The following is a 13697-nucleotide window of genomic DNA, read 5'->3' on the forward strand; positions in this document are numbered from 1 at the left end:
TCCCTAGAATCGCGGGCCTGTTAACACCACGGCAATGGGCCGCGAAGGCCAGCCGCCAGGGCCAATCAAGGCGCAACGTGCCGCCCGCACTCATGTGCGGGCAAGCGGTGCAACGCAGAGTGGCCCTGGCAGATGGCCTTCCCGGAGGGTTGTGACCAGAAAAGCCGCGCGCGGCGTTGCAAATCCTCGCCGGGTGACCAACCCGGCTGCGGTTTGCGCCTTGCTCGCGACTTTTCTGGTCGCAACGCGGCCCATCGCCGTGGTGTCAACAGGCCCTTGCCCCGCCTTTGCGGGGCTGTTGTCGTTTGTAGGTACGCATGAGTCTTCCGTCGCTGCCGGCCATCCAGCCAGGCAAGAAGTTCACCCACCCCCGCCCCGTCGGCTCCGCCGACGCCCTGCTGCTCGCCCGCTTCGTGCAGCAGCAGCGCGACGCCGGACGGCTGGCCGCCATCTTCACCGCCGAGCCGGGCGACACGCAGCGCCTGGAAGACGAGCTGAAGGTCTTCGCGCCCGAGCTCAAGATCGCCGTCTTCCCCGACTGGGAGACCCTGCCCTACGACAGCTTCAGCCCCCACCAGGACCTGATCTCCGAGCGCCTGGCCACGCTGTGGGAGCTGCTGCAAAGCAAAAAAACGAAAAGCATCGACGTGGTGCTGATGCCGGCGTCGACCGCACTGACCCGTCTGGCGCCGCCGAGCTTTCTGGCCGGCACGACCTTCAATTTCAAGCAGAAACAGCGGCTCGACGAGGCCTCGCTGCGCTCGCAGCTGACGCTGGCCGGCTACACCAACGTCAGCCAGGTCGTGCAGCCCGGCGAGTACGCCGTGCGCGGCGGCCTCATCGACCTGTTCCCGATGGGCTCGGCCGTGCCCTACCGCGTCGACCTGTTCGGCGACGAGGTCGATTCCATCCGCACCTTCGACCCCGACACCCAGCGCAGCCTCTACCCGGTGCCCGACGTGCGCCTGCTGCCCGGCCGCGAGTTCCCGATGGACGAGGTGGCGCGCAAGAAGTTCCGCGAGCGCTGGCGCGAGAAGATGGATGGCGACCCGAGCAAGGCGCGCATCTACCGCGACATCGGCGACGGCATCGCCTCGGGCGGCATCGAGTACTACCTGCCGGTGTTCTTCGAGCAGACCGCCACCGTCTTCGACTATCTCGGTGGCGAAGCCGGCCTGGCCCTGCACGGTGAGGTCGACGAGGCCATCCAGCGCTTCTGGACCGACACGCGGGAGCGCCACCGCTTCCTGCAGCACGACCCCGAGAGGCCGCTGCTGCCGCCGGCAGAGATCTTCCTGACGGCCGAAGACTTCTTTGGCCTGACGCACTCGCACGCCGTGCTGTCGGTGCGCGGGACCGACCCGGTCGACTTCGCGCGGCCGCTGCCCGACATCAGCGTCGAGCGTGGCGCGCAGGAACCGCTGGCCCGCCTGGCGGCCCATCTCAAGGCCACGCCGCAGCGCGTGCTGCTGCTGGCCGAGAGCGAAGGCCGGCGCGAGAGCCTGCTGGAGCAGCTGCGCGACAGCAAGATCGACACGCCCTCCGTCAAGGACCTGGCGGAGTTCTTCGCCCAGGGCAAGGACGGCGAGAAGTTCGCCATCACGGCCGCGCCGCTGGCCGAGGGCTTCTTCTGGAACGACGCCGAGCACCCGGTCCAGCTCTTCACCGAGACCGAGCTGTTCGCGACGACGCCCACCACGCGGCGCCGGCGCAAGCAGGAGCAGGTCAGCGACGTCAACGCGCTGATCAAGGACCTGTCCGAGCTGAAGGTGGGCGACCCGGTCGTGCACATCAACCACGGCATCGGGCGCTACCAGGGCCTGGTCAACATCGACGTGGGCGACGGCAGTTCGGAGTTCCTGCACCTGGAGTACGCCGACAAGGCGACGCTGTATGTGCCGGTCGCGCAGCTGCACCTGATCGGCCGCTACACCGGCGTGAGCGCCGAGGAAGCGCCGCTGCACAAGCTGGGCTCGGGCCAGTGGGAAAAAGCCAAGCGCAAGGCCGCCGAGCAGGTGCGCGACACGGCCGCCGAGCTGCTCAACCTCTATGCCCGCCGTGCGGCCCGCGAGGGCCATGCCTTCCGCTACTCGGGCCACGACTACGAGGCCTTTGCCGCCAGCTTCGGCTTCGAGGAAACGCCCGACCAGCGCGCCGCCATCCACGCCGTCATCCAGGACATGATCAGCCCCAAGCCCATGGACCGCCTGGTCTGCGGCGACGTGGGCTTCGGCAAGACCGAGGTGGCGCTGCGCGCGGCCTTCGTCGCCGTCATGGGCGGCAAGCAGGTCGCCATCCTGGCGCCGACGACGCTGCTGGCCGAGCAGCATTACCAGAACATCGTCGACCGCTTCGGCGCCTGGCCGGTCAAGGTGGCGGAGATGAGCCGCTTCCGCTCCGCCAAGGAGATCAAGGCGGCGATGGAGGGCATTGCCGACGGCACGCTGGACATCGTCGTCGGCACGCACAAGCTGCTGTCCGCCGACGTCAAGTTCAACCGCCTGGGCCTGCTGGTCATCGACGAGGAGCACCGCTTCGGCGTGCGCCACAAGGAGGCGATGAAGGCCATGCGCGCCGAGGTGGACGTGCTGACGCTGACCGCCACGCCGATTCCCCGCACGCTCGGCATGGCGCTGGAAGGCCTGCGCGACCTGTCGGTCATCGCCACCGCCCCGCAGCGCCGCCTGGCCATCAAGACCTTTGTGCGCGCCGAGAGCAGCGGCACCATCCGCGAGGCCGTGCTGCGCGAGTTGAAGCGCGGCGGCCAGGTCTATTTCCTGCACAACGAGGTCGAGACCATCGAGAACCGGCGCCAGAAGCTCGAGGAGCTGGTGCCGGAGGCGCGCATCGTCATCGCCCACGGCCAGATGCCGGAACGCGAGCTGGAGCGCGTCATGCGCGAGTTCGTCGCCGGCAAGCACAACCTGCTGCTGTGCTCGACCATCATCGAGACCGGCATCGACGTGCCTTCAGCGAACACCATCATCATTGCCCGCGCCGACAAGTTCGGCCTGGCCCAGCTGCACCAGTTGCGCGGCCGCGTCGGCCGCTCCCATCACCAGGCCTATGCCTATCTGATGGTGCCCGACATGCAAGGCCTGACCAAGCAGGCCCTGCAGCGCCTGGACGCCATCCAGGCCATGGAGGAGCTGGGCTCGGGCTTCTACCTCGCCATGCACGACCTGGAGATTCGCGGCGCCGGCGAGATGCTGGGCGAGCACCAGAGCGGCAACATGATGGAGGTGGGCTTCCAGCTCTACAACGACATGCTCAGCGAAGCCGTGCGGTCGCTCAAGGCCGGCCGCGAGCCCGACCTGCTGTCGCCCTTTGCTGCCACCACCGAGATCAATCTGCACGCCCCGGCCCTGCTGCCCGACGCCTACTGCGGCGACGTGCAGGTGCGGCTGAGCCTTTACAAGCGCCTGGCCACGGCCGAGAAGAACGAGCAGATCGACGCCATGCTGGAGGAGATCACCGACCGCTTCGGCAAGCTGCCCAACCAGGGCCAGACGCTGTTCGACACCCACCGCCTGCGCGTGCTGGCCAAGCCCTATGGCGTGGCCAAGATCGACGCGTCGCCGGCGCTGATCAACATCAACTTCAGGCCCAACCCGCCCATCGACCCGATGCGCGTCATCGAGCTGGTGCAGAAGAACCGCAACATCAAGCTGGTCGGCAACGAGAAGCTGCGCGTGGAGAAGGCTCTCTCCAGCCCGCAGGACCGCGCCCAGGCCGTGCGCGAGGTGCTGAGGCTGCTGGGCCAGCCGATCAAGGCAGACTGAGCACCCCGCGCAGGGCCGCATCGGCGCGGCCCTGCAGCTCCGTGAAGCCCTGGTGCTGCGCCAGCTCCACGGCCTCCAGCAGCAGCGGCCGCGCGTCGCGGGCCGGCAGGGTGCAGGCCTGCAGCAGCAGGCCCTCGGCCAGCGGCTCCAGCAGGCCGGCGTCACGCGCGATGGCCACCTGGCGGGCCGCGGCGCCCGCATCGCCGGTCAGCAGTTCCAGCCGCGCCAGGCGGATCAGCAACAGCGGATGCTGGCTGCGCTGCGTCAATGCACGCAGGCGCTCTGCCAACGCCGGGTCGGGCGGCAAGCCCTGGGCTTCGCGCAGCAGGCCGCGCAGCCAGGCCAGGTGCGACACGCGCAGCGGGTCGCGACTCTCGGCCAGCAGCGGCTCGGCGACGGCCAGGTCGGCCGCGGCGAGGTCGATGCGACCACTCTGCCAGTACAGCCGCGCACGCCGTGTCAGTGCCTCGGCTTCGAACAGCGCCGAGCCTTGCGAGCGGCCCAGTTCCAGCGCGCGGTCCAGCACGCCGCGGGCCTCGCCGTAGCGGCCGGCACTCGTCAGCGTCAGGCCCAGCATCAGCAAGGCCAGCGTTTCCGTATGCGCCACGCCCTCCCAGCTCAGCAGGCTGCGCCGCGCCATGGCTTCGGCGCGCGCCAGCTCCCCCAGGGCCTGCAGCATGACGCCCAGGTCGCTCTCTATGGTCAGGCCGCGGCAGTAGTCGGGGTGGCGGTCGAGCAGCAGCTCGAAGGCATCGCGCGCGGCCCGCACCTGGCCGCCGAACCAGTGGATCTGGCCCTCGTAGCTCAGCAGCGAGGGCCGTGCCGGCGCCAGCTGGCGCAACTGCCCGAGCAGGGCCCAGGCGGCGGGGATGTCGGGCTCGCGCATGGCCAGCTCGATGAGCACCTCACAGGCATTGCAACGCTCGGCCAGCGCCAGGCGCGGCAGCAGCGGCCTCAATCGTTCCGCGAGCGCGGCGGCTTGGGCCAGGTCGCCCGAGAACACCGCGTTGTCGACCAGGCCGGCCAGCGCCTGGCCCTCGATCTGCTCGCGCTGCGCCGGGTCGGCCACCGCGCCGGCCAGCTCCAGCACCTGCTGCAACGCTTGCCGCCCGGCGGGCAGGTCATGCAGCAGCGCACATTCGGCCAGGCTCAGCCGCGCCTGCAGCGCCAGGGCCGGCTCGCGCGACTCGGCCGCGACCCGCTGCCACAGCGCCTGGGCCTGGTCGTAGCGGCCGCGCAGCTTCTGCTGGGCGGCGCCGCGGTGCAGCCAGGCCAATGCCGTCTGCGCCTCTCCGGCGGCCTCCCACAGGGCGGCCACGGCCAGCGGCTCGGCCGCGCCCTCAGCGCGCGCGCCCAGCGCCAGTGCGGCGCGCTGGCGCAGCGACTGCGCTTCAAACGCCGGCAGCACGGCGAGCACCGCCTCACGCACCAGGTCGTGTCGGCACTGCAGGCCGCCATCGGCCTCCTCGCGCAGCAGGGCCGCCTCGAGGGCCTGGCGGGCCGCGGGCAGCTGCTCGCCGTCGGCCACAGCAGCGACGCTGCCCAGCACCGCCAGCGGCAGCGGCCGGGCCAGCACGGCGGCCGCACCGATCAGGCCGCGCGCAGCAGGGCTCAAGGCCTGCCAACGCCGCAGCAGCAACTCGCGCACACGCGGCGAGACGGCCACGCCTTCGGCCCGCGCGCGCAGCAGCTCGCCCAGCACGAAGGCATTGCCGTGGCTGGCCGCGAGCAGGGCCGGCGCATCGGCGCTGCTCTGGCCGGCGCGGTCCAGCAGTTGCCGCACGGCGTCCAGCGCCAGCCCCGGCAGGGCCAGGCAACGCAGGTCCTGCTGGCGGGACAGCCACTGGCGATGTTCCGCCGGCAGCTCCTCACCGCGTGCCGCGCCGCGCCAGTGCAGCCGGCCACGGTGGCTCAGCAGGGCCAGCAGCTCCAGGCTGGCCGCGTCCACCCATTGCAGGTCGTCGACCAGCAGCACCGGGCCCAAGGCCTCCAGCACACGCGCCAGCGCCTCCAGCAGCCGGGCACGCGCGCTCAGTGCGTCCAGCGGTGGCAAGGCTTCGTCGACGGCCAGTTCGGGCAGCAGCCGCGCCAGGTCCAGCCGGTAGGCGGCCAGGCCGCGCTCGGGTTGGCGCAGCAGCGCGCGCAGCGTGTCCAGGCGCGGCAGAAGCAGCTCGACGACGGGGCGGTAGGGCATCTGCGCCAGCCCCTCGCGGCCCTGCAGCAGCGGCGCACCGGGGAAGGCGGCCTTCAGCACGCTGGTCTTGCCCACGCCGGCCTCGCCCAGCAGCACCAGGGCCGGTGCGGCCTCGCGGCGGACCTGGCCCAGCCAGTCGGCCCGGCCGCACAAGACCTCGTCGGCGGCGGGCTCAGGCGCCCCGCCCTGCTCCAGCAAGGCCCGCAGCGGTGACTGCCAGGCGGCGCTGCCGACGCGCCGCAGCGCACGGCGGGCGGCGTCGTCCCAGCGGCGCTGCAGCAAGGCGCCATGGTCGTCGGCCCAGCGCCAGAACTCGTCGAAGCCGGCAAACCTGAAGCCCTGCAGCCAGGCCGCGGCCGGACGGGCCAGCAGTTCGGCGCCGTCGGCCTCGGCGCACGCCATCTCCAGCAACGCCAGATCGTGCGGCAGCTGCAGGCAGACGCGTTGGCGCTCGGCCACCAGCGCGTCGGCCTGGCCGAAACCCGCCAGCAGCTGGCGCAGGCGGTGCAGGTTGATGCGCAGATGGTGGCGGGCCTGCTCGCGCTCGGCGTCGGGCCAGAACAGCGCGGCGAGCTGGCCGCGCTCCGCCCATTGGCCTGCGCAGGCCAGATGGATCAGCAGGCAACCCGGCAGCGTGGCGGGCAGCGGTGTTTCGGCGGCACCGGCCTGCCAGGTCGGCACTCCCAGCAGCTTGAGCATGCCGAGCAGTGTGCTTCAGCCGCGGCGGCGGCGCAGCAGGGTCAGGCCCAGGCCCGCCACCAGCAACATCCAGGTCGAGGGCTCCGGCACTGCCGCGGCCATCGGCGTCAGCGTGGCCGAGAAGTTGTCCAGGCTGAGGAAGGCGCTGCCGCCGGTGCAGCCGTTGGCGCTGTTGCAACTGGTGCCCAGCGTGTAGCGGAAGCCCACGTAGATCGGCAGTGCGCCGGCGCTGAAGTCGGGGCGCTGCGCAGACCCGGCCACCGGTGGCACCCAGTCGGCCGCCGTGGCCGCGAAGGACCACTGCTTCGACAGGTAGTCGGGCTGGATCATCGCCTTGCCGGTCACGAGGTCGCTGCCGACGACGGTGTAGGTCACGCCGTTCTGCATCAGCGCCGGGCGGATGCTGCCGAGCGTGTCGAAGGCAAAGCTGCTGGACAGCCCGCGGATGTCGGCACTGAACTCCAGCTTCTGCAGCGCGCCCGACTGCGCCGGGTCGTAGGCCAGCGCCGTGTAGAAGGCGCCCAGCCGGTTCGTCGAGCTGGACAGGCCGGGGCTGCTCGGCGTGACATAGCTGATCACCCAGTGCGAGCCCGGGTTACCCAGGTTGGCGTCGATGACCATGTTGGCATCCGCGGGGCCATCGTCGGTGATCTGCAGCAGGCTCCAGTCGGTGGCATGGAAGTCACCGATCTGCAGGCTCAGGCCCGAAGCTGTGGCATGCGTGGCGAGGGCCAGCGCAAGGCCGGCGGCGGAAACAGAGGCGAGGCGAGACATGAGCGGGCTCCACGGCTGAGGGACTGGCGCACTGTGCGCGGCCAGCGTCTCCGCACCGTCTCAAGCTAGGGGCTGCGGGCGCTCGAAGGGCTGCCTAGACTGCGCCACCCGCTGCCTGGAGACCGTGATGAAGAAGCTGGCTTTCGTTGTTGCCGCCCTGCTGCCCGCCCTGGCCGGCGCCACCGGGCTGACGGGCACGTCGGTCGACGTGCGCTACGACTTCATCAATGGCGGCAACGGACTCCACACGATCGACAACGTCCTCGTTGGCAGCGGCGTGGAGATCAGTTGCCCGGGCGTCGCCCAGATCTGCCAGGTGCTGACCTCGCCGACGCAAACCCTGGACTTGTTCGACAGCGGCATCCGTTACGACTACGTCGGGCCGGGCAGCGGCTTTGACGACATCGACATCAACCGCTTCAACTTCGTCCTGCAGCCCAGTGGCCCGCAGATCGTCAATCTGCAGTTGCAGACCAATATCGTCGGCCTGACGCTGTCGCGGATCACCGCCTCGGCCGACAGCATCCAGGTCGACATGCGCAACCTGCCGTTGTCGAGCCAGGCCTTCTTCCAGCTCGACCTGCAGACGACCACCGTGCCCGAACCCGCCGGCGCCGCCCTGCTGCTTGGCGGCCTGGCCTTGCTGGCCGCCCGACGCCGGGCCTGAGCGCACCGGGATAATGCGGGCCATTGATGGCCTGCCCTAACCCGACTCCGTGATCTCTCCCGCTTCCGACGGCCTTGTCCTGCGCGACGGCCCTGCACTGCCGCCACTGTCCCATTTCAAGCTCGCCGCCTTCGACATGGACTCGACGCTGATCAGCATCGAGTGCATCGACGAGATCGCCGCGCTGGCCGGCAAGGGGACCGAGGTCGCCGCCATCACCGAGGCGGCCATGCGCGGCGAGATCACCGACTTCAAGGACAGCCTGCGCCGCCGTCTGGCCATCCTCGCCGGCGTGCCCGCCACGGTGCTGGACCGCGTGCTGGCCGAGCGCCTCACATTCAACCCTGGCGCGCGCGAGCTGTGTGCGGCGCTGAAGGCAGCCGGGCTCAAGCTCGTGCTCGTCTCCGGCGGCTTCACCTTCTTCACGCGCTTTGTCGCGGCCGAACTCGGCATGGACTTCGTGCGCAGCAACGAGCTGGAGATCGACGGCGGCGCCCTCACCGGCCGCGTCGTCATGCAGGACTGGGGCGACATCTGCGACGGCGAGCAGAAGCGCTTGATGCTGCTGCAGAGCTGCCGGGCGATCGGCTGCAGCGCCGACCAGGCGATAGCCGTCGGCGACGGCGCCAATGACCTGCCCATGATGGGCGCGGCCGGCCTGTCGGTGGCCTACCACGCCAAGCCCAAGGTGCGCGAGCAGGCCCGCATCGCGATCAACGACGGCGGGCTGGACCGGCTGCTGGAGCTCGTCAGGCCGTGAGACGTCTGGCGGCGCTGCTGCTGGCCACCGTGCTCGCGGGCACGGCAGCGGCGCAGTCAGCGCCTCCTTTGCGTTTTGCCGCGGCGACCAACAACGCGCTGCCGATTGCCGACTTCGATGCCAAGGGGCAGCTCGTCGGCGGCATCGCCAAGGACCTGGGTGAACTGATCGCGACCCGGCTGGACAGACCGGCCCGCTTCATCCCCCTGGCCGGCACGCGGGTCAGCGCCGCCCTGCTCGCCGGCGAGGCCGATGCCGTCTGCTTCGTGCTGCCTGAATGGCTGCAGGGCGATTTCCGCTGGACGCGCGGCCTCATCCCCGACGCCAGCCTGGTCGCCGCCCATGCCGATGCACCCGCGCTGAAGACGCTGGAGCAACTGGCCAGCCAGCCCCTGGGCACGGTGCAGGGCTACAGCTACCCGCGCGCCGAGCAGGCCCTGGGCAAATGGTTCAGGCGCTCGGACGTGCCCAGCATGGCGGCCAACCTGCGTCGCCTGGCCGCCGGCAAGGTGCGCTATGCCCTCGTCGAAAAGACTTCGCTGCAGTTCTTCCTGCACGAGCAGCCGGACGCGCCGGTGCGCATCGCCTGGGTCATCGCCCAGTTCGATGCGCGCTGCGCCTTCTCGCCGCGCTCGGGCGTGCCCTTCGCCGAGGTGGCCCAGGTGCTGGACCGCCTCGTCAGCGACGGCAGCATCCAGCGCATGCTGGCCCGCTACCGCTGAATCAACGGCGCATGCGCCGGCGCGCGTAGGCGCCGAGCAGCAGGCCGCCGGCCAGCGTCAGCGTGGCCGTGCCCGGTTCGGGTACCGGCGTCGCGACGATGGCGAAGTTGCCCGCACCCACGCCGACGGCAGCACCGGTGACGACGGCCGTCTGCCCCGCGCCCTCGAGCAGGCCCAGGCCCTTGAAGGCACTGGTCGACGTGTCGCTGCTCCAGTTGGCGAGGTTGCCGATGGCGGCCTTGTAGCCCGCGGCGGTCAGGTTCGTGGTCGGGCCGCGATACCACTCGGTGCGCTCGAACACGCCGTCGCCCCCCGCCGAGGCGTAGTTCAGCACCTGGATGTTGCTCAGGCCGCTGGCCAGCGGGTTGTCACTGGTGCTGGCGGGCACGCTCGGGAAGGCATTGATCGCGGCGATGAAGCTGCTGCCCTGCCTGGCATACAGGACCTCGCCGCTGCTGGAGAAGTCGAAGGCATAGGCCGCCGCGTCGGCGGTGGGCCGGATGGCCAGCGTGCCGGTCGACACGTTCTTGCCCCCCTGCCCCGAGCTGCTGCCGCTGACGCTGCCCGCCGCGGTGCTGAACGTGCCGCCGTAGACGACGACCTGGGTGCCGGCCGCGACGGCGCTGGTGGCCGTCCAGGTCCAGGTGTTCTCCTTGGCCACGCTGCTCTTGAACGTGCCCGCCGACGTGAGACCGTTGTCGGAGAAGCTGATCGACGTGCCGGCGGCGATGTCGACGAAGCTGACGAAGGAGAAGCCCCCGTAGGCCGACTCGCGGGCGAGGCCGGTGAACCAGAGATCGCCGGCGACCAGCGTCGTGGCCGCTGGGGCAAGGCTGGCCGCGGCCAGCAGGGAGAGGGCGAAGGCGGTGTTGCGGATCTTCATGGATGTCTCCTCACAGGGCTTTGGATGAACGGCGGCGGACGGCCAGCAGCAGCGCGAGGCCGGCCGGCAGCAGCAGGGCCGCGGCCGGTTCCGGCACGGGTGCGGCGGCCAGCACGAGGTTGTCGAGCGACACGCCGTAATAGCTGTCGCGGTTGGTCAGCGTGAAGCCGGCGATGTCGGCCGCGCCGCCGCTGCGCGCGAAGGCATAGCGGCCGTCGCTGCGGCCACTCAGGTCCACAGCCTGGATCAGGCTGCCGTCCGTGCGGTACAGGCTCAACGTGATCGCGCCGCCATCGGCATCGCGCAATTGCAGGCCCAGGGCCGACACCGGCGCGGCGAACCGGGCCGAGATGGCACCGAAACCATCGGCGGCGCCGACCAGCGGGCCGGCACCGAACAGGGCCATGCCGTCGGCGTCGCCATAGTTGTAGGCGCCGAGGTTGGCGCCCGGCGCACCGGCCAGCAGCGCCAGGCCCGCCGTGGGGCTGCCAAAGCTGAGGTCGTCGAACCAGTCCTGGGCCACGGCACCCGGCCGCGGCGCCTTGGCCACGGCGAGTTCCTGGCCGGCGAAGCGCTCGCCGAACAGCACGCCGCCGCTGCTCAGCAGGCCGTCGATGACGGCCCCGTCGGCCAGCTCGGTGAAGCTGACGGCCGTGCCGCCGAGCGAGGCGTAGCCCACCTCGTGGGTCGCGGCGGCCTGGGCGGTGCCCAGCGTGAGGCCGAGCAGCAGCACGGCCAGAGGTTGAAGTCGGAATCGCATGGTGTTCTCCTGGCTCAGTGGCCGCCGCCGACGATGCTGACGTTGTCGAAATCGGCCGTGACGACCGTGCCGTTGTTGCCCGATGAAAGGGCCAGGCCGACATAGAGCGTCGACGCGGACACGGTGAGGTTGGTGGGGGTCTTCTCGGTCCAGGTCACGCCGTCGGTCGATGCGGCCTGGAAGACCGAGTTGCCGGCGCGCCGCACCCGTACCCAGACCGGCAGCGCCGAGGCTGCGAAGCCGCTGATGCTGGCCTTGTTGTTGGCGTTGATGGCCGCGCGGATCTCGCCGGTGGACGAGTAGCGCGCCGTCCAGGCATAGGCCGGCGTGCCGGTCAGGCCGTCCATGGCCACGACGCCGGCGCGTGCCGAGTCGGCGCTGCCGCCCTGCATCACCACGCGTGCCGTGAACGTGAAGTCGCCCGTCAGCGCCGTGTACTTGAAGTTGAACGCATAGGGCGCGCCGGTGCTGATGGCGCCCGCACCGGACAAGGTGTAGGTGCCGGTGGCCTGGGCATAGGCCGCTGCCGGCACGGTCGCCGTGACGGCGGCGCTGAGCGTCTTCTCGCCGCTGCTGCTGTCACAGGGCAGCGTCGGCGTGCAGGCGGTGCCGGGGATGGTGGGCGGGACCGGCGTCGGCGCAGGCGCCGGGGCGGGGGTGGGAGCGGGTGTCGGCGCGGGCGTGGGCGGTGGCGTGGGCGCGGGTGTCGGAGCGGGGCTGGGCGCGGGTGCGCTGGGCAGCGGCGCGGGCACCGGCCCCTGCACGGCGAACGGGCCCAGCCGGCCGGCGCCGGCCGCAGCCTGCACGGCGGCGCGCGTGGCATCTGCCGTGCGCAGCGTGTAGGCATAGGGCGGCACCCAGTTCTGCGCCACCGGCACGCCGTCGCAACCCTGCAGCTCGATGTCGATGACGCCGGCCATGGGCTTGCCAAGGTCGTCCTTGTCGCTGATGAAGCGGTGGCCCGAGCTGCGCATCGAGATCGCATCCTTGCCGCCGGCCAGCTTGCCGCAGACCTCCTTGGGCTTGAGACCGGTGAACTCGTAGAAGTTGCTCTCGTTGATGACGTCGGACTGGTAGCGCGCGTCCAGGCCGGAGGCGAACTTCAGGTCGGCGTCGGAGGTCGTCGTGCTGCCGCTGACGAGGTTGTTGTACATATGCAGCTGGCCGAAACGTACCAGCGGCAGGCGCGAGCCGGTGCTGTTCCACCAGTTGCCGGTCATGGTCACGTGCAGGCGTCCGGCGTCGCTCCAGGCGCGGCCCGAATCGCCGTTGCCCACCAGCGTCGTCTTGTGGTGCTTGCTGAAGACGCTGTTGGAGATGGTCACGTAGTCGCTGCCGCGCACGACGTCCAGCGCGCCGTCATGCCGCGTGTCGCTGGCCAGCGAGTCGGGCGTGTCGCCGTCGCTGATGGTCACGTGGTCGATCCAGATCTGCTGCCCGCGCGTGACGGTCAGCCCGTCCATGTAGGCGTTGTCGCTGTCCTCGGGATTCACGTCCCAGGGCGTGTCGATCTGCAGGTTGCGCAGGATGATGTTGCGCGTCCAGGTCGGGAAGGCTTCCGGGTCCTTGCCGGCAGCGACCCAGGCCTTGAAATCGGCCTCGGAGCCCGCCGCCGTCGTCGCGGCCTCGATGCCGATCAGGACCTGCGTGCCGGTGATGCGCGCCGGTCGGCCATTGCTGTCGTTGATGCCGACCATCGTCGTGTTGGACGGGATGGACAGCGAGCCGCCGTTCTTCTGGTCCAGGAAGCCCGTGTACTCCTCGAACACGGTGTTGCCGTCGCGCCAGCGGAAGTCGATGTGGCCGACGATGCGGATGATCTTGGGCTGGTTCTTGGCTTCGCGCAGCGCCGCCAGCAACTGCTCCTTGTTGAAGACCGTGTAGACGCGGTTGGCGGGGGCCGAGGAGCCGCCGGTGACCAGCACCTTGCCGGCCCGCGAGCGGCCATGCCAGCCGATGTCGGGCGCGGTCTCGCGCTCGAAGGTGAGCTGGCCGCCGGTGGGGTCGACGCTGGTGAACTGCCAGGCCGGCAGGCGCGGCGCGGCGCGGTAGTTGCTCGGGTTGTGCAGGCCGCTGATCGTCGTCGGCGCGGCGTAGTTGCGCGTACCGACGTCGAAGAGCAGTGGTGCCGCCGTGTCCGTCAGGCTGACGGCGTCGATGACGGGCGCCGGCGGCGGCGTGACCGGGCGAGGGTCGCGCACGGCCAGGGCCTTGGCGGTCGCGGCATCGGTCGCAGGGGTGGCGTCCAGGCGGCTGGCGCTGGCCTGCTCGCTGGATTGCGGGGCGACGAAGTTCGCGGGGCTCTCCTGGCCGCCACCGCAGGCCAGCAGGCCGAGCGAGATGGACGAAGCCAGCAGGCCCAGCTTGGGCTTGCTCGAGGTCATGGCATGTCTCCGGCGCGCTCTTGCGGCGCGCAATCGTGGGTGTTGCCGCTCCTGGGGCCGGCGCTGTCGGCG

Annotated in this window: 9 protein-coding genes; 4 read left to right on the forward strand and 5 right to left on the reverse strand. The window is 70.8% G+C overall.

Going from position 1 to position 13697, the window contains the following annotated elements; genetic code table 11:
• Positions 1-317 precede the first annotated feature (317 nt).
• Positions 318-3782: a transcription-repair coupling factor gene (mfd, locus tag AC1D2H_RS02075; protein WP_478009694.1), complete on the forward strand. Its 3465-nt coding sequence runs from the start codon at positions 318-320 to the stop codon at positions 3780-3782.
• Here mfd and AC1D2H_RS02080 read toward each other — a convergent pair.
• Both AC1D2H_RS02080 and AC1D2H_RS02085 read right to left on the reverse strand, forming a co-directional pair.
• Entirely contained in the window at positions 3769-6675 is a 2907-nt protein-coding gene (locus tag AC1D2H_RS02080; protein ID WP_478009695.1) for an AAA family ATPase, read from the reverse strand. The genes mfd and AC1D2H_RS02080 overlap by 14 nt on opposite strands.
• A gap of 15 nt (positions 6676-6690) precedes the next feature.
• On the reverse strand, positions 6691-7449 hold the full coding sequence (locus tag AC1D2H_RS02085) for a PEP-CTERM sorting domain-containing protein (protein ID WP_478009696.1): 759 nt from the start codon (positions 7447-7449) through the stop codon (positions 6691-6693).
• 127 nt (positions 7450-7576) lie between these two features.
• On the opposite strand from AC1D2H_RS02085, the gene AC1D2H_RS02090 reads away from it, so the two are divergent.
• From AC1D2H_RS02090 to AC1D2H_RS02100, 3 genes are read left to right on the forward strand one after another with little or no spacing between them, the layout of a single operon-like run.
• Complete coding sequence (locus AC1D2H_RS02090) at positions 7577-8116, forward strand: PEP-CTERM sorting domain-containing protein (RefSeq protein ID WP_477928760.1); 540 nt, start codon at positions 7577-7579, stop codon at positions 8114-8116.
• Between the two features lie 52 nt (positions 8117-8168).
• The gene (gene serB, locus AC1D2H_RS02095; protein WP_478009844.1) at positions 8169-8876 is read left to right on the forward strand and encodes a phosphoserine phosphatase SerB; all 708 of its coding nucleotides are present in this window, start codon (positions 8169-8171) and stop codon (positions 8874-8876) included.
• A complete protein-coding gene (locus tag AC1D2H_RS02100) occupies positions 8873-9598 on the forward strand; it encodes a substrate-binding periplasmic protein (RefSeq protein WP_478009697.1) in 726 nt (241 codons plus the stop codon). The genes serB and AC1D2H_RS02100 overlap by 4 nt, the downstream gene beginning before the upstream one ends.
• A gap of 1 nt (position 9599) precedes the next feature.
• Here AC1D2H_RS02100 and AC1D2H_RS02105 read toward each other — a convergent pair whose 3' ends face one another.
• Genes AC1D2H_RS02105 through AC1D2H_RS02115 form a run of 3 tightly spaced genes read right to left on the reverse strand, consistent with a single transcriptional unit; the run spans position 9600 to position 13625 of the window.
• On the reverse strand, positions 9600-10481 hold the full coding sequence (locus AC1D2H_RS02105; protein ID WP_478009698.1) for a PEP-CTERM sorting domain-containing protein: 882 nt from the start codon (positions 10479-10481) through the stop codon (positions 9600-9602).
• Positions 10482-10491: 10 nt separating this feature from the next.
• Positions 10492-11241 (reverse strand): PEP-CTERM sorting domain-containing protein, encoded by a 750-nt coding sequence (locus AC1D2H_RS02110; protein ID WP_478009699.1) that lies wholly within the window; start codon positions 11239-11241, stop codon positions 10492-10494.
• A gap of 14 nt (positions 11242-11255) precedes the next feature.
• Positions 11256-13625, reverse strand: a complete 2370-nt coding sequence (locus AC1D2H_RS02115; RefSeq protein WP_478009700.1) for a pectate lyase family protein — start codon at positions 13623-13625, stop codon at positions 11256-11258.
• Positions 13626-13697 lie beyond the last annotated feature (72 nt).

It is taken from the genome of Roseateles sp. P1_C1_2, from assembly GCF_056406535.1.